19 protein-coding genes are annotated in these 19,289 nt (G+C 41.4%); 4 read left to right on the forward strand and 15 right to left on the reverse strand.

Annotated features, from left to right (window positions below; genetic code table 11):
* Nucleotides 1-18: 18 nt before the first annotated feature.
* The 11 genes from argF to N521_RS17815 all read right to left on the reverse strand — a co-directional run bounded on the left by argF (nt 19) and on the right by N521_RS17815 (nt 12,780).
* Entirely contained in the window at nt 19-969 is a 951-nt protein-coding gene (gene argF / locus N521_RS17765) for an ornithine carbamoyltransferase (protein WP_017360177.1), read from the reverse strand.
* A complete protein-coding gene (locus N521_RS17770) occupies nt 966-4,046 on the reverse strand; it encodes a carbamoyl phosphate synthase large subunit (protein WP_035392446.1) in 3,081 nt (1,026 codons plus the stop codon). The genes argF and N521_RS17770 overlap by 4 nt, the downstream gene beginning before the upstream one ends.
* The gene (locus N521_RS17775) at nt 4,039-5,100 is read right to left on the reverse strand and encodes a carbamoyl phosphate synthase small subunit (RefSeq protein WP_017367005.1); all 1,062 of its coding nucleotides are present in this window, start codon (nt 5,098-5,100) and stop codon (nt 4,039-4,041) included. Before N521_RS17775 ends, N521_RS17770 begins: the two co-directional genes overlap by 8 nt.
* 69 nt (nt 5,101-5,169) lie before the next feature.
* Nucleotides 5,170-6,321 carry an acetylornithine transaminase gene (locus N521_RS17780; RefSeq protein ID WP_035392449.1) on the reverse strand — a complete coding sequence of 384 codons (1,152 nt, stop codon included), beginning with the start codon at nt 6,319-6,321 and terminating at the stop codon, nt 5,170-5,172.
* Nucleotides 6,318-7,094: an acetylglutamate kinase gene (gene argB, locus N521_RS17785; RefSeq protein ID WP_017360181.1), complete on the reverse strand. Its 777-nt coding sequence runs from the start codon at nt 7,092-7,094 to the stop codon at nt 6,318-6,320. Before argB ends, N521_RS17780 begins: the two co-directional genes overlap by 4 nt.
* Nucleotides 7,095-7,108: 14 nt before the next feature.
* Entirely contained in the window at nt 7,109-8,329 is a 1,221-nt protein-coding gene (gene argJ / locus N521_RS17790) for a bifunctional ornithine acetyltransferase/N-acetylglutamate synthase (RefSeq protein WP_007499060.1), read from the reverse strand.
* A gap of 20 nt (nt 8,330-8,349) precedes the next feature.
* Entirely contained in the window at nt 8,350-9,387 is a 1,038-nt protein-coding gene (gene argC / locus N521_RS17795; protein ID WP_035392660.1) for an N-acetyl-gamma-glutamyl-phosphate reductase, read from the reverse strand.
* Between the two features lie 138 nt (nt 9,388-9,525).
* A complete protein-coding gene (locus tag N521_RS17800; RefSeq protein WP_035392451.1) occupies nt 9,526-10,074 on the reverse strand; it encodes an MFS transporter in 549 nt (182 codons plus the stop codon).
* Complete coding sequence (locus tag N521_RS17805; RefSeq protein WP_035392452.1) at nt 10,071-11,516, reverse strand: FAD-binding oxidoreductase; 1,446 nt, start codon at nt 11,514-11,516, stop codon at nt 10,071-10,073. The genes N521_RS17800 and N521_RS17805 overlap by 4 nt, the downstream gene beginning before the upstream one ends.
* Nucleotides 11,517-11,639: 123 nt before the next feature.
* On the reverse strand, nt 11,640-11,948 hold the full coding sequence (locus N521_RS17810) for a metal-sulfur cluster assembly factor (protein ID WP_003211530.1): 309 nt from the start codon (nt 11,946-11,948) through the stop codon (nt 11,640-11,642).
* 46 nt (nt 11,949-11,994) lie between these two features.
* Complete coding sequence (locus N521_RS17815) at nt 11,995-12,780, reverse strand: alpha/beta fold hydrolase (protein WP_017360185.1); 786 nt, start codon at nt 12,778-12,780, stop codon at nt 11,995-11,997.
* Nucleotides 12,781-12,917: 137 nt separating this feature from the next.
* On the opposite strand from N521_RS17815, the gene N521_RS17820 reads away from it, so the two are divergent.
* The 3 genes from N521_RS17820 (at nt 12,918) to N521_RS17830 (ending at nt 14,159) form a co-directional block, all read left to right on the forward strand.
* Complete coding sequence (locus N521_RS17820; protein ID WP_008348537.1) at nt 12,918-13,730, forward strand: Cof-type HAD-IIB family hydrolase; 813 nt, start codon at nt 12,918-12,920, stop codon at nt 13,728-13,730.
* A gap of 88 nt (nt 13,731-13,818) precedes the next feature.
* A complete protein-coding gene (locus tag N521_RS17825; protein ID WP_008348539.1) occupies nt 13,819-13,971 on the forward strand; it encodes a hypothetical protein in 153 nt (50 codons plus the stop codon).
* Complete coding sequence (locus N521_RS17830; protein WP_008348541.1) at nt 13,968-14,159, forward strand: DUF3813 domain-containing protein; 192 nt, start codon at nt 13,968-13,970, stop codon at nt 14,157-14,159. Before N521_RS17825 ends, N521_RS17830 begins: the two co-directional genes overlap by 4 nt.
* A gap of 40 nt (nt 14,160-14,199) precedes the next feature.
* On the opposite strand, the gene N521_RS17835 is transcribed toward N521_RS17830, so the two are convergent.
* Both N521_RS17835 and N521_RS17840 read right to left on the reverse strand, forming a co-directional pair.
* Nucleotides 14,200-14,655 (reverse strand): BsuPI-related putative proteinase inhibitor, encoded by a 456-nt coding sequence (locus N521_RS17835; RefSeq protein ID WP_008348542.1) that lies wholly within the window; start codon nt 14,653-14,655, stop codon nt 14,200-14,202.
* A gap of 14 nt (nt 14,656-14,669) precedes the next feature.
* Nucleotides 14,670-15,512 carry a YitT family protein gene (locus tag N521_RS17840; protein ID WP_007499067.1) on the reverse strand — a complete coding sequence of 281 codons (843 nt, stop codon included), beginning with the start codon at nt 15,510-15,512 and terminating at the stop codon, nt 14,670-14,672.
* A 141-nt stretch (nt 15,513-15,653) separates the two neighbouring features.
* Here N521_RS17840 and N521_RS17845 point away from each other — a divergent pair, with 141 nt between their 5' ends.
* Nucleotides 15,654-16,511 (forward strand): DegV family protein, encoded by an 858-nt coding sequence (locus N521_RS17845; protein ID WP_008348544.1) that lies wholly within the window; start codon nt 15,654-15,656, stop codon nt 16,509-16,511.
* 41 nt (nt 16,512-16,552) lie between these two features.
* Here the strand turns inward: N521_RS17845 and N521_RS17850 are convergent, their stop codons facing one another.
* Nucleotides 16,553-18,202, reverse strand: a complete 1,650-nt coding sequence (locus N521_RS17850) for a methyl-accepting chemotaxis protein (protein ID WP_035392454.1) — start codon at nt 18,200-18,202, stop codon at nt 16,553-16,555.
* Nucleotides 18,199-19,176, reverse strand: coding sequence for a BMP family lipoprotein (locus N521_RS17855; protein WP_035392456.1), 978 nt, complete (start codon nt 19,174-19,176; stop codon nt 18,199-18,201). The genes N521_RS17850 and N521_RS17855 overlap by 4 nt, the downstream gene beginning before the upstream one ends.
* Nucleotides 19,177-19,289: the final 113 nt, after the last annotated feature.

The raw sequence follows: 19,289 nt of genomic DNA on the forward strand, positions 1-19,289 counted from the left end.
GACAGGGACACTTGTGATTTATTTAGGTTGTTGATACATGAGCTCTTTGATTAACGCTTTTTGCACATGCAAGCGATTTTCTGCTTGCTGGAATACTTTAGAGTGTGGTCCATCAATGATATCAGCCGTCACTTCTTCTCCTCGGTGTGCCGGCAGACAATGAAGGAAGATATAATCTGCTGCTGCATGTTGCATGAGTTCCTCATTGACTTGATATTCTTTAAATTCAGCTAGACGTTTCTCTGTTTCAGCTTCCTGTCCCATGCTTGTAAATACGTCTGAATAAATGACATCTGCATCCTGAACAGCAGCTACTGGATCTGTTGTGACGATGACTTCTGCGCCTGATTGTTTTGCAAACGCCTGGGCAGTCTCTGTCACTTCTTGAAGAGGTTCATAGCCTTTTGGTGATGCAACGGCAATGTCACAGCCTAACTGCGCGCAGCCAACCATTAAGGAATGAGCCACATTATTCCCATCACCGATGTACGCCACTTTCACACCTTTTAGTGTGCCTTTTGCTTCTTTAATCGTCAGTAAATCAGCCAGTGCCTGACATGGATGAGAGTAGTCCGTTAGTCCGTTGATCACTGGAATAGAGGCGTATTTTGCAAGTTCTTCTACCTTCTCATGTTCAAAGGTTCGAATCATAATGCCATCTACATACCCAGACAGCACCTGCGCTGTATCACCAATCGTTTCTCCTCTGCCAATTTGCAGATCATTTGAGCTGAGGAAGAGCGCATGTCCGCCTAGCTGCGTCATGCCCGCTTCAAACGAGACACGGGTTCTAGTTGAAGATTTTTCAAAGATCATCGCTAATGTTTTTCCTTTGAATAAATCTTGATATGGATGTTGTTTCATTTCTTCTGCTTTTTCAATTAAGTACGCAATGTCATTGATCGAAAAGTCTTTTAACGATAAAAAGTCTTTTCCGTATAATGCCGGTTGCACGTCGACTTGGCTCATGCCGTCACTTCCTTTTTATATAATTCGTGGAGAGATACTGGTGATACATCTCCATCTTTTCCTTGCAGGAACGCTTGCGCTGTTTCATATTCGGTTAGAACTTGAACACCATGTGTGAGTGCTTTTACACGCTGTTCTTTTGCCTCTTCATCATCACCTAAATGAATGTGAAGCGATTTATCGTCTTGTTTCAGCCACGATTCAAAGCTGCCAGTCCAGACGTCAAAGCCTGCTCGTTTTGCTTCATCTACGAATAATTCACTGCCTTGTATAAAGAGGCTTCCTTTCTGTTTCCAGATCGGTGCAAACACTTTTTTCAAGGCGCTTTCGACGTTCTTTCCTACACACATTCCTTCACCCGTCGCTTTCATTTCAGGTGTGAGCTTTAAATCAATATCTTGAATGGCATGTGAGGAGAAGACTGGGAATTTAACAGCTGTGCCCCCCTTATTCTTCGTTGCCGGTTTCAATTCTTCAAGCGTTGCACCAGCTAACAGCTGAGTCGCCATTGGGATCATGTCAACACCCATGACTTTACTTACAACTGGAACAGTCCGGCTTGCCCGAGGATTCACCTCTAATACGAGCGCCTGGTTCCCTTTTATCACAAATTGAATATTCATAATGCCTTTAAAAGCTAATTTCTTTGCGATTTGTTCAGAAGCGTTATACACCTGCTCTTTGATGTCTTCACTAATAGAGACACTTGGCAAGATGGCAAAGCTGTCACCTGAGTGTACGCCCGCTTTTTCAATATGCTCAACGATTGTTGGAATGAATGTCGTCTTTCCGTCTGAAATGAGATCCACTTCCACTTCTTTTCCAGCGACGTACTCATCAATTAAGATCGGATAAGGTAAATGATCTGGCTGATCAAGTATTGCTACCAATTGAGCTTCTGTATGGACAACGATCATGCCCATTCCCCCAATGACATATGATGGACGAATAAGAACAGGGTACCCGATGCTTGCAGCATGCTCCAGTGCTTCTTCTTTTGAATGTGCTGTATCTCCTTTTGCATGAGGAAGATTCAGTTCATCAAGAAGCTGATAGAATAAATCGCGATCTTCTAATGCATCTAGTGTGTCAAAGGACGTGCCTAACAAGGTAACGCCGGCTTTTTCTAAACCTTCCGCCACATTGATTGCTGTCTGCCCGCCAAATTGAACGATGACAAAATCAATTTGCTCCGCTTCAACTACGTTTAAAATATGTTCTAACGTGATCGGCTCAAAGTATAAACGATCTGCAATCTCATAATCGGTACTAACCGTTTCTGGATTGTTGTTCATCATGATGGTTTCAAATCCAAGCTTTTGTAAAGTAAGAACGCCATGAACGGCACTATAATCAAACTCGACCCCTTGCCCAATTCGAATCGGACCAGAGCCAATGATGAGTGCACGCTCCTTTGTTTTCTCTTGATGCTCTCCATCACTTTTGCCAAAGTACGTAGAATAGAAGTAATTCGTTTTTGCATCGAATTCAGCCGCACATGTATCGACAATTTTAAATGAAGCGGCAATGCCATACTCTTGGCGAAGCTGTCTGATATCTTGTTCACTGCGATCCGTCAGAGAAGCGATTGTTTCATCAAGGAAGCCTTTTTCTTTCACCTTTCTTAAGGTGTCTTTGGATAGCGTCCCCTGATGGTTCTTCAATTCTTGTTCGAGTGTGATCATATTCTTGAAAACATGTAAGAAAAACAGATCAATCTTCGTCGTTTCATGAATCGTTTCAACGGTTTCTTGTCTGGAAAGCAGCTCCATGACAGCGAAGAAACGGCGATCGTCCGGTGTTTTGATTAATTCAAATAACTGTTCAGTCGAATGTTCTTTCAGTTCAGGCAAGTGGAAGCCCTTTGTTTTGATTTCAAGTGATGCGACGGCTTTTTGAATGGCAGATTCTAAATTACGGTCAATCGCCATGACTTCACCAGTCGCCTTCATTTTTGTGCCTAATTTCCGGTCTGCCTGTTTAAATTTATCGAACGGCCAACGCGGGAATTTCACCACGACATAATCGAGTGCCGGCTCAAAGCTAGCATACGTTGTTCCTGTAAGCGGATTTTTCAATTCATCTAGTGTATAACCGACCGCAAGTTTTGCCGCCATTTTGGCAATCGGATAGCCTGTTGCTTTCGATGCAAGAGCAGAAGACCGGCTGACCCGAGGGTTGACCTCAATGACAAAATATTCTTTGCTAAGTGGATCAAGAGCGAACTGGATATTACAGCCGCCAACGACATCAAGCGCTGAAATGATTTTTAAGCTCGCTGAACGGAGCATTTGATAATCCTGATCCGTTAATGTCTGTGACGGTGCAACGACAATCGAGTCACCTGTATGCACACCAACTGGATCGATATTTTCCATGTTACATACAGTGATACACGTATTTTGACAATCTCTCATGACCTCATACTCGACTTCTTTAAAGCCAGCAATGCTTTTTTCAACTAAGCACTGATGAATCGGACTCGCTAGAAGAGCACCTTCAATCAGCGGTTTAAAAGCCTCTTCAGTTAAAGCGATGCCTCCCCCTTTACCACCAAGTGTGTAGGCTGGTCGAAGAATGACAGGAAAGCCCACTTCTTTTGCAAATTGAAGGGCGTCTTTCGCATTATCCACAATTTCACTTTCTGGTACAGGTTCATTCAAATGCTTCATGAGAGCACGGAATTTCTCACGATCTTCACCGTTTTCAATTGTTTCAACTGACGTTCCGAGCAGTTTTACCCCATGCTTTTTCAGCACACCGGCTTTTTCCAACTCGACAGCAAGGTTTAAAGCCGTCTGTCCTCCAAGATTGGCTAAAAGACCATCTGGTTTCTCTTTTTCAATGATTCTTGTCACTGAATCAACTGAAAGCGGTTCAAAATAAATTTCATCAGCAAATGACTCGTCTGTCATAATGGTTGCTGGGTTGTTATTCACTAAGATGACGTTGTAGCCTTCTTCTTTTAAGGCCATACAACCTTGTGTTCCTGAGTAATCAAATTCTGCTGCCTGACCAATGATGATTGGACCGGACCCGATGACTAGAATGGTTTGTATGCTTTGATCTTTAGGCATGTGCGACTTCTCTCCTTGCTTGTTTCACTTTCTCAATAAAATCATCGAATACCCATTCACTTTCTGCAGGGCCTGGATGTGCTTCTGGATGAAATTGAACGGACATTATCAGCTTCTCTTTATGAATGAATCCTTCAACAGATCCGTCATTCACGTGGAGGAATTTGACGTCCACTTCTTTGTCATTCATGCTTTTTTCATTGACCACATAGCTATGATTTTGGCTTGTCATAAAGACACGTTTTGATTCTGTATCTTGTACCGGATGATTCGCCCCGCGGTGGCCAAAAGGAAGCTTATACGTATCCCCGCCAAGCGCAAGAGCAATTAATTGATGACCTAAGCAAATGCCTAGTGTCGGGAAGGTCATCATGATGTCATGAATGGTTTTTAAATATGGCTTCATTGTTTTTGGATCTCCAGGTCCATTTGACAAAAGGATCGCATCTGGCTTGATATCAAATACCTTTTCCATTTGTTTGTACGGAATCACTGTGACTTTACAGCCGCGCGCTTCGAGTGAGTCCGCAATTGATTTTTTAAAGCCAAAATCAATGAGCGCTACATGATCCTCGCCGCTGCCTTGTGTGTATACTTCATCTTCTGTGACCTGCTCAACCACATTGTCTTGCTTCATTGCAGGTGGCGTTTCATTTTCGTCTAAACTAAGCACTGCATTCATCGTTCCATTTGCTCGAATGTTCTGCACGACTGCGCGAGTATCTGTATGTGTAAGAAGCGGAATATTCCACTTCTGTAAATAATCTTTTAAGCTTACGGCTGCAAGGTGATGAGAAAAATGGTCAGCCGCCTCATAGACAACGACCGCTTTTACTTGTGGTTTTTTGCTCTCAAAATCTTCATGATTGATGCCGTAATTTCCAATGAGCGGATATGTGAAGACAATGATTTGTCCTTTATAAGAAGGATCTGTGAGCACCTCTTGATAACCTGTCATCCCTGTAAAAAAGACCACTTCACCTGTCATGCCAGCTTCTCCTGTCAGATCTCCTTCAAAAGAGGCTCCATCTTCTAAATTTAAATAACCTTTCATGCTTGTGTCACCCCATATTGAATAATTAATAATATAAATGCATGTTTATGCGTTCTAGTGTAAAAAAATTTAGACCGTTACTGCTTCATTTGCTAACACTTGAATGATCGCTTCTATTGCTTGATCCAATTCAACTTTTTTGACATTCAGTGGAGGTAATAAACGAATGACATTCGGACCAGCTGGAAGCACCAGCAAACCTTGCGCTCGAAGGGCTGTGATGTAATCACCTACTGGCTGATGACACTCAATTCCTGCCATTAATCCTTTGCCTCGTACTTCTTTCACGATGTTCAGCTGTTTGACTTCTTGTAGTCTCTTTAAGAGGTACGCACCCTTTTCTTTCACTTCTGAAAGAAAGTCTTCTTTGAATATTACATCAAGGGTTGCGTTCACAGCTGACATAGCGAGCATATTCCCACCAAATGTTGTGCCATGAGAGCCTGGAGAAAATGCATCCCCTAAAGCTTTTTTCCCTATCACTGCACCGACTGGAAACCCATTTCCTAAACCTTTTGCGGCTGAAATAATATCAGGATCAAGTCCCGATTGCTCATAGGCAAATGCTGTCCCTGTTCGCCCAATACCCGTTTGGATTTCATCTACAATCAGAAGTGCTTGATGTTTTTTGCAAAACGTTTGAACGGCTTCTAGAAATTCAGCTGTAGCTGGATTCACTCCACCTTCACCTTGCACCACTTCCAGCATGACAGCTGCGACATCATCGATTTCACACGCTGTGATCGCTTCAGGGTCATTAAACGGTATATAATGAAAGCCTTCCAGCATCGGTCCAAAACCAGTTTTGATTTTATCTTGACCTGTGGCAGCCATACCAGCATACGTGCGCCCATGGAAAGAGTGCAAAAACGTCACAATATTTGTTTTACCTGTTGCTTTTCGGGCCAATTTGATAGCCCCTTCATTCGCTTCAGCCCCGCTGTTGCAGAAAAATACGAGATCTCCTGAACTGTTTGCTGCCAGCTTTTCCGCTGCTTTTTCTTGCAGTCCATTTTCAAATAGATTTGATACGTGCCAGACCTCGTCAAGCTGCTTCTTGATGGCTTGATTGACCTTTGGATGATTGTGACCTAAATTCGTGACCGCAATGCCTTGTATAAAGTCTAAATATTTTTTCCCAGTTGTATCAACTGCCCAAGAACCTTCTGCCTCTTTAATTTCAACATTCCACCGTCCGTACGTTTGAAAGAGATGACTCACAGGACCGCCTCCTTTTGTTTTACAATTCGAGTTCCTTTAAAGGTATCTCCTGTAAAAATACTGCCTTTTCCATTCACAATCATGACTTCATCCACATCTCCTGATAAAGCACTTAGCGCAGATTGCACTTTTGGAATCATTCCCCCGGAAATAATACCTTCATCGATGAGCTTGAGCGCTTCTTGTTCGGTGACAACGTCTAACAGCTCACCATTTTTTAAAATTCCTTCCACATCTGTGACAAACATGAGCTTATCAGCTTTCATAGCTCCTGCGACTGCTGATGCTGCAAGATCAGCATTTACATTTAACGTTTGGCATTCTTCGGTCATAGATAGCGGCGCAATGACGGGAATGAATTGTTTCTCCATTAGTGCTTCTGCCATCTCTGGATTGACTTCTTTGATTTCGCCAACGTACCCATATACATCTTGATCGAGAAAATCGGCGACAAGCATCTGTCCATCTTTACCAGATACACCGACAGATGATATATCATGCTTTGCCAGCTCTGAAACAAAGTATTTATTCACCGTTCCTGAAAGGACCATTTCGGCTACCTCTAACACCGGCTTTGTTGTTTTGCGCTGTCCATCTACAAATTCCGTTTTCACTTCTAATTTTTGCAGCATGCTCGTAATTTCAGGACCTCCGCCATGTACGATAGCCAGTTTAAATCCAGCAGCTTGAAGTGAGCGGACATTTTCATAAAAGGTATCGGAAAGTTCTCGAATGACACTGCCTCCACACTTGAACACGATCGTTTTATCCATGTCTATCTCCTTCATTATGTGCGATAGCTCGCGTTAATTTTCACATAATCATAGGTAAGGTCACAGCCCCATGCGGCCGCTTCACCATTTCCTTCATTCATTTGAATGAAAATCGTAATCTCATCCTGCTCTAGATACGCTTTTGCTTCCTCTTCTGAGAAAGACTGGGGTTCATTATGTTTAAACAGACATTGCCCGCCTAAGTAAACTTCAACCTCTTCTGGCGTGACAGAAGCTGCGCTATGACCGATTGCTCCGACAATCCGGCCCCAGTTGGCGTCCGTACCGTATACGGCTGTTTTCACAAGACTTGAACCTACGATTTTTTTTGCAATAATACCAGCTTCTAAGTTGTTTTTTGCACCAACAACTTTCGCTTCGATTAATTTGGTTGCGCCTTCTCCGTCTCTTGCAATCTCTTTTGCTAGATCTTCGCAGGCTAGTTTTAATCCTTCTTTAAACAATGGCCATTCTGGATGTTCTTCATTCAGTGCCTGGTTTTCTGCCATTCCATTTGCCATCACAAGCACCATATCGTTAGTTGATGTTTCTCCATCGACGGTAATTTGATTAAATGTCACATCTGTAATGTCACGAAGAGCATTTTGCAAAGCTTCTTGTTCGACATTTGCATCGGTTGTGACAAACCCGAGCATTGTTGCCATGTTCGGATGAATCATACCAGAGCCCTTTGCTGCACCAGAAATGAGAATCTCTTTCCCGTCTATCGTCAAGGAGTATGTCGTATTTTTAATGACTGTATCTGTTGTTAGAATCGCTTCTTCAAAGTGGCCATTTCCTGCTTTTGCTTCTTTTAGCTGAGCGATGCCTGTTTTGATTTTATCCATATCCAGACACTCTCCAATGACACCAGTAGAAGAAACAGCAATGTAATCAGGCTCTGTGCCTAACATGTCTGCACAGGCTGCCTGCATGTCGTATGCATCTTTTAATCCCTGCTCACCTGTACATGCGTTGGCGATGGCACTATTGACAATGACACCTTTTAGTTTGCCCGTCTTTTTCAAGCTTTTTTGTGTGACTTGAAGAGGCGCAGCTTGAAAGTGACTTTGAGTGTATACCGCTGCACTCGCTGCTGGTACTTCACTGATGATCAAGCCAAGGTCTTTTTTTGAATAGCGTAATCCTATATGAATCCCCTTTGCTTCAAAACCTTTTGGTGATGATACGTCCCCGTCAATTTTGACAATACTTTTTTCATTCAATTCGATCATGTTTGTTGTCTCCCCTGTTCTTATGGATAGAGAGGTGTCATTGTGAGGCCCGCCTCTTCATGTAAGCCTTTGATGATATTGAAGTTTTGAACCGCTTGGCCGGCTGCGCCTTTCATGAGATTATCTATGACAGATACAATCGTCAGTCTGCCTGTTCGCTCATCTAAATGAAAACCAATGTCACAGAAGTTACTGCCGTATACTTCTTTTGTTTGCGGATATATCCCGTGATCTCTCACTCTTACAAAATAGGAATCTTCATAAAAGTCCTTCATCCGTTTCATTAATTCTTCTTTTGTGACATCTGATTTCAATTGTGTATACATCGTCGCCATAATCCCTCTTGTCATCGGGACAAGATGTGTTGAAAATGTGATGTTCGCCGTTTGCGGGTTCCATTCTCTAAGTACTTGTTCTATTTCAGGTGTGTGCTGATGTTCATTCACCTTATAAATTTTAAAGTTATCGTTCAGCTCTGAAAAATGTGTGCCAAGTGAGGCTGATCGTCCTGCACCGGACACCCCGGTTTTTGCATCTATTATGATCATAGATTCATCGATTAAATTCTGTTTCATCAGCGGTGCTAATCCTAGAAGAACTGCAGTAGGAAAGCAGCCTGGGTTTGCAATGACTTCCGCTTGCTTAATGGTTTCACGATTCAATTCAGATAATCCGTATACAGCTTGTTGAACCGATGCTTCATCCGCTGCCCTTCGTTTATACCACGCTTCATAAACAGTTCCATCTTGAATGCGCAAGTCACCTGATAAATCAATAATTGGCACCCCTTGATTCATGAGCTTCGGTGTGAGTTCACTTGAAACGCCTGCTGGTGTCGCTAAAAACACAGCATCTGTTTCTTGCACAATGGTAGCCGGATCAATGGCTTTTAATGTTTGGTCAGTAATCGTTGTCAGATGCGGATAAGATTGACTGTATAATTGCCCATCACCACTTGATGAATACAATATACATTCCTCCACATGTGGATGCTGCTTAAAGATACGAACTAATTCCACACCACCGTACCCTGTAGCACCTATAATACCTATTTTCAACGTCAATACACCCTCTTGATCTTTGTGAAATTATTTAACATTATAACATGTATAAAAATTAATTCAATTGTATATTTAATATTTGTTTTCATTTTTTTTCATAAAAAAATCCACATATCTTCGTGAGACATGCGGATTTTATCTATTGTTCTTCATATTGAGGACCAGAAGCGTACTGCATAAATATAATAGGGAACTTGCATAAAAAATCAAATGAATGGTGAAGAAATCAGCAAACAGGCCGCCAAGCATAATGGCGATGGATGAAAAAAGCGCTGTCCAAAAATGATAGTGCCCAACTTCTTTCATTCGCTTTTTCTCGTTTGTGAGTTCGGTGACGAGTAGTTTCTCTCCGTGCTTCTGAACACCACCTAGCACACCTAAGGCAAGCTGAATCATATAAACTTGCTCTACTTCTGTGATATGTGGAAAAAGGAGAAGAAGAAACGCCATACCAAACGAATGAATGATTAAAAAGAGACGCCTGTCGGTCGTTTCAGGAAGTTTTCCTAATAATAAATGAATGAACGCACCGCTCAAACCAAACAGACCATAAGCAAGACCAAATTGAGAATAGCTCGACCCAACATTTTTAATAAAAAGAATATAAAAAGGGAAAATGAGACTACTGGCGAAAAACAGTAGACTTTGTGAATAGACGAACCATTTCATTGCTTTAGTATTCATTGTGTATTGTACCTTTCATAAAAGTAGTTGATAAATCTGCCATCTGGATCTGCTTGCTTTTTCTTTTGAAAGAATAGATCGGTTTTTGGATACGCTTGTTTCATTTGTGCTTTCGTTTGATAAGGCATGTATGGTAAGTAATAGCTTCCATGGTGCCGCAAGGTGATATCTGTCATTTGCCGGATGACCCGCTCTGCTTCTGCCTTCTCTTCTTTCTCAAAACCATAATTCACTAACAAAACAAGTGCAAACATATCTTCTTTCGCATATGAGAGATCCGCTTTTTCATTTTTTTGTACGTAGCGGATCGTGATGTTCATTAAATTCAATTCTTCCTGTTGTAAAAAACCTCTCATGTCATCGATATACGCACGAAAACGATCAACTGGAACAAAGTATTCTTGAAGCACATCGGTATCTGACTCATTTTCATATTCTAAAAAAGCAGAATCAGACCGCATCACGTTATTTCTTGTGATCAGCTGGTCATTTTGACTTTGAAAATACTTCTTTTGCAAGTTCCATAGCAAATCTTTCCCCATATCAAATCTTCTCGAAAGGCCGAGCATAAATTTTAAAGGGATGACGAGCTGATCTTCTTTGAGCTCGCGGTATGGATCGATCTGTTGATCAGAAGTAAGCGAATAATTCGTCACATACATCTCTTTCAAAAAATTTGTTTTCGCTGTAGAGATTCTTGCGAGATGCATGCGCACTTCTTTATTGTTCTTTACATGCTTTTGAAAATAATCAGTGTATTCATCGAAGTGTAAAGAGGTTGTCTCCATTTTATATAATTCATCCTTTGTTAAGGAAAGCTCAACATCTAAAATGACACCGAATAAGCCGTATCCTCCAATCACGGCAGTAAATAAATCATCGCTAGACTTTACTGTGATGATCTCTCCATCTGCTTTTAACAGTGTGAAAGAGCGCACAGTGTCAATAAGTGAGCCGTAGCGAATGTCCCGTCCATGTGCATTTGCACTTAACGAGCCACCAATTGTAAAGATGTTTTGAGATTGCATCACCTTTACTGCAAGACCATATGGGTTCACATATTTTTGAATATCATCCCATGTGGCGCCGCTTTGGACCCGAATGGTCTTCTTTTTTTCATTAAATGATACGATTCGGCGAAATTTCGTCATGTCTAGTACAATGCCATTTTCATAATACGTGTGGCCGCCCATACTATGCTGCTTTCCGGCGATTGAAATGGGCAGATTTTTCTCTTTTGCTTCTTCTAATACTTCTTTTAAAGATTCTATTTCTTTTCCTTGCACGACTTTTTTTATTTTGACCGGCATGAGGTGACTCACATCTGTAAACGCCTCAAGTCCTTGTCTTTTGTGTGCTTGACCTTCACGTATAGAGACTGATGCAAAAAAGGCAGCACCATATCCCATCAAAAGAACGATCCATATCCACTTTCGTTTCATTATAGGTACTCCGTTCTATAAAATTACATCCATTATATCAAGCCATACTCCTCCTCTACCTTAATTTTTCATAAAAAAACCTGGTACGAGTTTATCTCATACCAGGCATTTTTCATTTTGTGCTTATTGAATACCAAGCGCAATTTTAGCGTATCTTGACATTTTGTCACGTGTCCAAGGTGGATTCCATACGATGTGAACTTCTGTTTCTTTCACTTCAGGCAAGTCACTTAATGCTTTTTTCACTTCATCCACGATAACTGGTGCAAGGGGACACCCCATTGATGTTAAAGTCATTGTGATATCCGCTTTTCCATTCTCATCAAGATCGACATCATAGACAAGTCCAAGGTTGACGATGTCTACGTTTAACTCAGGGTCAATCACCTGTTCTAGGGCGCCTAAAATATTTTCTTTCAATGCTTCATCCATGATATCCACTCCTTTTTCAACTAGTATAACGTACTTTTCCTTTTGGCTAAACGTTTGTGCTTTTCAGGTGTGTCACAAACCAATCAATCGTTTCAAACATCGCTTGTCTTGAGACCTTATGGCCAGCCTGTCCATCTGTAATAAAACGAATCAGGTGCGGATCTTCTTTATATTGGGTTTCTGCTAACTCGTCATAAAGAGCTTTTGCATGTCTGTAAGGGACAACTGGATCGTTTTCTGCATGCCAGAATAACAGCGGTCTTTTGTTTAATCGATCTGTTTGCAGCGTTAAATCATAAGGACGCAGAGCGTCTAATTGCTGATTGACTTCTTCGTCCGTGATATCTTTCATCAACCCTTTGTGACGCATGTCCATGATTTGTGCTTGTAGGAATGTCGTATATTTCGGACTGCCCATCAAGCTGACTGCCGCTTTAATCCAATCATGCTTTGCAAGTGCACCAAAGGTCGTGATCCCTCCCATAGATGTACCTGCAACACCTATTAGATCAGCTTCAATCAATTGTTTTTCTTGAAAATGTGTCTTAAGTATATCGATTTCACGTATTTCGTTTAGGACGATTTCCCAAAACTTTGATGCCAGTTCCTCTAAGCTGAGGTTTTCTGATCTTACACCATGATAAGCACAGTCAGGCAAAATGACTCTCATGCCTTTTTCCGCCAAATGAAAGGCGAAGTGTAAGTTGTGCTCGCGTGCACTTGTAAATCCATGTATAAAAAATACAAGTGGCAGTGGTTTGTCTTTATTTTCAGCTTTTACGATATGTAAAAATGGAATATCGTGCGTCATTTGCTCATCAATGGTGATCACAGCCTATGAATCCTCCTTTATCATTCCCGTCTTTGTTTATTTTAACATGTAGACAACGAAGATGTGATAAAGATACACTATAGGTGGAGGCACCCGCACTAGCTGCCTCCTATTACTTACAGATCAAAGGAGATTTTATGGAGACTAAACCTTATCTAATCGCACTTGACCTGGATGGCACGTTATTAAAAGACGATAAAACGATTTCAGCACACACACTTGATGTCATTCAAAAAGTGAAAGACAGCGGGCATCATGTCTGTATTTCAACTGGCCGGCCATTTCGTTCCAGCTCTCCTTATTATCAGCAATTGCAGCTCGATTCTCCGATTGTGAACTTTAATGGAGCGTTTGTCCATCATCCTCTTGATGAAAAATGGGGCAGATTTCACACATCACTTGATCTTCAAGTCGTAAAACAGCTTGTGGATATTAGTGAGGAATATAAAGTACACAATGTGTTAGCTGAAGTGCTAGACGATTTGTATTTCCATTATCATGATGAAAAGCTCATTGATATATTTAATATGAATGCAAACAAAGTGACCGTTGGAGATCTTCGGAACAATCTTGGAGAGAATGTCACAAGCGTCTTAATTCACGCAAAAGAAGAAGACGTCGGAGCGATTCGGAGCTATTTGACAGATGTTCATGCAGAAGTGATTGACCACAGACGCTGGGCTGCTCCGTGGCACGTCATTGAAATCATTAAAACAGGCATGAACAAAGCCGTTGGACTGCAAAAAATTAGTGATTATTACGGTGTGCCTCAGGAACGGATTGTGGCATTCGGAGATGAAGACAATGATTTAGAGATGCTTGAATTTGCTGGATGCGGGGTTGCAATGGGCAACGGGATTGATGCAGTGAAACGCGTCTCTAATGAAGTGACAGATACGAATGAACAAGATGGGATTGCAAAATTCCTAACGAATTACTTCTCGCTTTAATTTTTCCATTCATACATAGCAGGTCGAAGCGGGCATACTACCGTTAGACAGGTTGTCCTGTCAGCTTGTGTAAAGGGGCGGATTCCGAATGGGTAAAAGAAGCAAATCGAAACGCTTTATACAACAAGGTAAAGATTCAGTCAGTCTGCATGACGCACGTTTTCCGTATCGTTCCACACTTGAAGAAGCTGCGGAGGACAGGGGAAATATGAAGACTGATGCTTCTGGAGGTTCATTGTGAGAAACGAACTTTTTGATCAAGCCAAATCATTTACTGAGGAAGCCCTTACTTCTTCATTTCCATCTGGTTTAGAGCGTCAACAAGCAGTTCAGCGAGCTAAAAACGCCGTATCATCTGCATTTGCTAATTCGACAGATGCAGAAAGAAACCAGCTGCATACGTTCCAAGACCTGCTTGATGATCTTTAACGAAAAAAGCTGTCCGCTTTGTGGACAGCTTTTCTTATGCTTATTTCACTTGGAACGTTTTCTTCTCAGTGATTTGCTTTAGCCCTTCTGCTTTTCCTTTAAATGTGACGACCGCTTCATACGTTCCCGGCTCCACACCGTTTGACCACGTATCTTGGAAGTCATATGTTTCATCTGCTTTCAGCACAAAGGATTGGATGGCTTGTGTGAACATACGGTCTTTCGAGTAACGGTATTTTTCATTTCCGTCTTCATCGTACACACTCAATTCGAATTTTTGGCTTGTGTTAAACGTGAATTCAATATCTCGATCTGATTCATTTTTGAGTGACATATGAAATTGAACCGAAGAACCTTTTTGGACGGGGTCTACTGTGAGCACAACGGTTTTTTCTCCCATTTGACCGGATACCTCCTTGTCTGGTTCATCCTTTTTTTGTTGTCCACAAGCTGTTAAAACCAATAGAACGAGAAAAAGCACTAACCCTTTTTTCATCTTCTACCCACCTTTTAATCTCGTCTGAAAAATCCAAGAATATTGGTTGTTTGAACAATATTTGTAAAGGCTTTTGGATCGACTTCCTTTATAATTTGTTCAAGTTCATACAGCTCATACCTTGTAATGACAATGACCATCATTTCTTTTTGTTCATTGGTAAATGCCCCTTTGGCCGGAACAGTCGTAATCCCTCTGACCATTTTTCCATAAATGGCTTCTTTGATTTCATCTGCTTTCTTTGTCACAATCATGGCGGTCAGCTTTTCATGTCTCGTATGGATGGCATCAATTACCCTAGTCGTCACATATAATGTGACAAGGGTATATAAAGCTTTCTCCCAACCTTGTAACAATCCTGCTGTAAAAATGATAATTCCGTTTAAAATGAAGAAATACGTGCCGACTGGTTTGTCTTTCCATTTCGCTAAAATCATCGCAATAATGTCAAGGCCGCCTGTAGATGCCCCATATTTCAGGGTAATCCCAATGCCAAGTGCAGAAATGACTCCGCCAAATACAGCATTTAATAAAATATCTTCAGAAACACTTGTCTCTGGTAAAATGCCGAGGAAAATCGTTGTCAGTGCCACACTAATAATGCTATACAAAGTAAAGGAACGACCAACCTTCATCCAGCCTAAAATGCCGACCGGAATGTTTAAAATAAATAATAGGATTCCTGTTGATAAATAAAACGGTGCATATTGATCGATTAAACTAGATAATAGCTGGGCAACCCCTGTAAAACCACTTGCATATACGTCAGCAGGGATTAAAAATAAATTCAGCCCAATCGCATTGAGTAAGGCACCAATGACGACGACGATGAATTTTTTTGCTTCTCCAATGAACATGTTGTCATTCCTCCACTTACCATTCTCTCTATGGTTTTCCCTAAAATTTAGAATTTGAACACGAAAAAATGATTTTCTATGATATAGTTAGGCTAAAAAGATGTAAAATATGGTTGATTTTTTTAGAAAGAAGGGATTTTGATGACTGTTCATATCATAGCAGACAGTGCTGCTGATCTGCCTCTTTCTTATTATGATGAACAAAACATGACACTCATTCCGCTGCGTGTGTTACTCGGCGAGCAGGAATTTGAGGATTTGATTACCATTGAACCAAAACAAGTATTTGATGCGATGAGACAAGGCGCAAGTCCAAAAACATCACAAGCTTCACCGAACCGGATCAAAGAAGCCTTTGTTTCTGCAGCCCAAACCCATACATCCGCTATCTATGTTGCCTTTTCATCAGAGCTTTCAGGTACATACCAAACCGCTGTGATGATGGCAAACGAAGTGAAGGAAGAATACCCTGATTTCGATTTACGAATCATTGATTCTAAATGTGCTTCACTTGGTTATGGACTAGCTGTCAAACACGCTCAATCACTTGCCATTGACGGAAATACAATACAAGAAATTGAAACGTCTGTAAAGCATTTTTGTGAATCTTTACAACATATTTTTACTGTAGACGATTTATCGTATTTAGCAAGAGGCGGAAGAATCAGTAAAGCGTCCGCATTTGTTGGCGGATTGTTAAGTATTAAACCCATTTTACACGTTGAGGATGGAAAACTGATACCCCTTGAAAAAATTCGTGGCCGTAAAAAATTATTGAAACGCATTATCGAGCTGATGAAAGAACGCGGATCTGACTGGTCTAGTCAAACTGTTGGCATTAGTCATGGAGATGACCCTGCACTTGCAGAAGAAATGAGACAATTAATCGAAGCGGAATTTCACCCAAAAGAAATCGACATCCAGGTCATCGGCGCGGCTGTTGGGTCCCACTCAGGCCCTAGCACACTTGCCATCTTCTTTACAGGCAGCCCATCATAAAAAGCACCCTTCCCTGAAACATCACGGGAAGGGTGCTTTTCTTATGATAGCTTAAATCGATGAACGGTTTCGTTTAACCTTGCTGTCATATTCATCAGTTCTTCTACTTGTTTGTTCATTTGATGGAAAGATTGCAGCTGTTCGTTTGCCGAGGCAGAAATTTCTTCGCTGCCCGCTGCCGTTTCTTCTACAACGGCACTAATATTTTCAATCGAGTGCAGCACTTGTCCACCAAGCTCTGTTGATTGAATGATTTGGTCATTTAAGACCGCCATTTCTTGCTTAATATGTTGTGCTTTTGTTTCTATATCTTCAAAGGAGTGTGAGGTTTTGTCCATTGCATCTTGCTGCTGAAGTGATAGCTTGACCCCTTCTTGTACAGTTTGGCTAATGGATTGAATGCCTTTTTCAATATGACTCACCATGTCAAAAATTTGTCTTGTTGCACGAGACGATTCATCTGCCAGCTTACGGATTTCGTCCGCTACGACGGCAAACCCTTTGCCAGCTTCTCCTGCTCTTGCCGCTTCAATCGCCGCATTAAGCGAGAGGAGGTTTGTCTGGTCCGCAATATCAGAAACCGTTTTGGCCATTGCGGAGATTCCGCTTGCGTACTGAGTGAATTCTCCTGCTGACTCTTCAATTTGTCTCGTCGCACGTGTATTTTTTTCAATGGCTGCTTTTGTTTCTGTTAACGTGTGCTTTCCGCTATCCACCGCTTCAATGGCATCCTCTGTACTACGGATGACTGTATGTGATCTTTCGGAATTCTTACGGCCATGTGAATCCATTTTCTCAATCAAACTAACGCCATGCTGAAGGTCTTCTGAAATCGCTTGTGAACCATTCGCCATTTCGTCTGTCGATACAGACACTTGATTGGCCGATTCCATAAGCTTTTTGTTTTCATCATCTAGCTGAATCGAGAATGATTCTACTTGGCTTGAGACATGGCTGATTTCTTGAATCAAGCTAATCAGCTGATCCGTCATTTGATTGAACGACTCATTTAATCCGCCGATTTCATCTTTCCGCTTGATGTTCATCCGCTCCACAGCGAGGTTTCCTTCGGCAATCTGTTTTGCCCGGTAAGAAAGGGATTTGATTGGTGTCACAATGGATCTCGTTAACCCAATATTTAAAAAGACGGCGATGACAATCAGCGTGAGGGCTGCGACAGATGCGCTGGTAATGATCCTTTGCACATTGTCTGCCGCCTCCTCTAAATGGTATTCATACGCTTCTTGTGCTCTTTTATTCATCGTATGCACGTCGTTTAAAACACCGTCAATTCTGGCAGCCACTCGTCTGGCATCAGAGGCATTTTTTTCACCAATGGCATTGTTTGCTTCTTGCGTCCATGTGTCAAACTTTGAATTTAACCGTGTTAGGGCTTCTTTGTTCATATTTCCTGCGTTTTTGTTTAACGTTTGCAGCTGTTTTTTCGCTGTCGATATATCGTTTTGAACGACCTCTAGCTGTTCATCTGAAAGGGTCATGGAATAATTGGTCATGGCTTGTTCGACACTTTCAAAGCTGGCCTTCGTTTTTTGTACATTCAGTAAGGTTTGAACTTCTGTTTCGCTTGATGACTGAATCTTTGTCATGCTCACAATAATAAAGGCAATTACGCCAACCGCTAAAAGAAGTGAAATGAGTGAGTTGAGCAAAATTTTGATGCGTAAGCTCATGATGCTGCCCCCTCTTCTTTCAGAAGTGTTTGCTTCAGTCCATTTAATTTTTTGGTCAATTTCTCAGCATCTTTGAGCACCCGGATTCTTGCCATATCGATTCCGTCATTACTTAAGTCATAAACGATATGTCCACTTTTGATTTTGCTGCTTTTGACGAGCTGTTCGCTGAATTGATAGACGACTTCATCTACTTTTTTGACCATAGACGAAATAACGGCTTTTTCAGCTGTATAATACTGATCGCTGTCCACGCCGATTGCATATTTGCCTTGCGTTTGCGCTTCTTTTAATACACCAACACCCGTATAACCGGCTGCGGCATATAAAACATCTGCTTTCTTTTTGATCATGTCTTTCGCTATTTTACTGCCTTTGCCTGCATCACTAAATGTGCCAGCATACGTGGATACGACCTTGATTTTCGGATTCACTAATTTTGCGCCTTTTTGATAGCCTTGTTCAAATCGATGGATCACCTCTGCATCGACTCCGCCCACAAAACCAATGACATCACTTTTTGTTGTCATGGCAGCAAGTGCTCCCGCTAAATAGCTGCCCTGCTCTTCTTTAAAAGTCACTGATGTGACATTTTTCAATTCAGACACAGCATCAATGAGTAAAAATTGCTTTTTCGGATATTTTTTCGCTACCTTTTCTAAGTCTTCTTGCATACTGAAACCTACACCGATGATCAGGTCATTTCCATCTTTCACAAGCTCGGTCAGCCCTTTTTCATATGTATCGGTTTCTGCAATTTCTCTATAATCGAATTCAATGCCAAGCTCATCACGTGCTTTTTCTAATCCCTTAAATGATGAATCGTTAAATGATTGATCACCAAGACCATCATCCGTCAGCATGACACCAATATGCTTCGTATTTGATACCGGTGGTCCTCCCTGCTGATTGCTGCATGAGGCGAGTACCATGATCATAGCTGCCATCAGAAGTAATGAAATCTTCACTTTCATCCAAAAACACACTCCTTTTATCATCCTTACCCCTTATTTATCGGATTTGAGAGTCATTGTTTCAATGATAAAGTGAAGGATTTTCAGCTTTTTTCATGACTTTTTTCACTGAA

Source organism: Bacillus sp. UNC125MFCrub1.1 (assembly GCF_000701305.1).
Taxonomy (GTDB): Bacteria; Bacillota; Bacilli; order Bacillales; family Bacillaceae; genus Bacillus; species Bacillus altitudinis.

Coding starts and splice junctions, on each gene's coding strand:
- argF (WP_017360177.1), bottom strand. CDS start 969: ATGAGCCAAGTCGACGTGCAACCGGCATTATACGGAAAAGACTTTTTA.
- N521_RS17770 (WP_035392446.1), bottom strand. CDS start 4,046: ATGCCTAAAGATCAAAGCATACAAACCATTCTAGTCATCGGGTCCGGT.
- N521_RS17775 (WP_017367005.1), bottom strand. CDS start 5,100: ATGAAAGGTTATTTAAATTTAGAAGATGGAGCCTCTTTTGAAGGAGAT.
- argB (WP_017360181.1), bottom strand. CDS start 7,094: ATGGATAAAACGATCGTGTTCAAGTGTGGAGGCAGTGTCATTCGAGAA.
- argJ (WP_007499060.1), bottom strand. CDS start 8,329: ATGATCGAATTGAATGAAAAAAGTATTGTCAAAATTGACGGGGACGTA.
- N521_RS17800 (WP_035392451.1), bottom strand. CDS start 10,074: ATGAATACTAAAGCAATGAAATGGTTCGTCTATTCACAAAGTCTACTG.
- N521_RS17805 (WP_035392452.1), bottom strand. CDS start 11,516: ATGAAACGAAAGTGGATATGGATCGTTCTTTTGATGGGATATGGTGCT.
- N521_RS17810 (WP_003211530.1), bottom strand. CDS start 11,948: ATGGATGAAGCATTGAAAGAAAATATTTTAGGCGCCCTAGAACAGGTG.
- N521_RS17820 (WP_008348537.1), top strand. CDS start 12,918: ATGGAGACTAAACCTTATCTAATCGCACTTGACCTGGATGGCACGTTA.
- N521_RS17825 (WP_008348539.1), top strand. CDS start 13,819: ATGGGTAAAAGAAGCAAATCGAAACGCTTTATACAACAAGGTAAAGAT.
- N521_RS17835 (WP_008348542.1), bottom strand. CDS start 14,655: ATGAAAAAAGGGTTAGTGCTTTTTCTCGTTCTATTGGTTTTAACAGCT.
- N521_RS17840 (WP_007499067.1), bottom strand. CDS start 15,512: ATGTTCATTGGAGAAGCAAAAAAATTCATCGTCGTCGTCATTGGTGCC.
- N521_RS17845 (WP_008348544.1), top strand. CDS start 15,654: ATGACTGTTCATATCATAGCAGACAGTGCTGCTGATCTGCCTCTTTCT.
- N521_RS17850 (WP_035392454.1), bottom strand. CDS start 18,202: ATGAGCTTACGCATCAAAATTTTGCTCAACTCACTCATTTCACTTCTT.
- N521_RS17855 (WP_035392456.1), bottom strand. CDS start 19,176: ATGAAAGTGAAGATTTCATTACTTCTGATGGCAGCTATGATCATGGTA.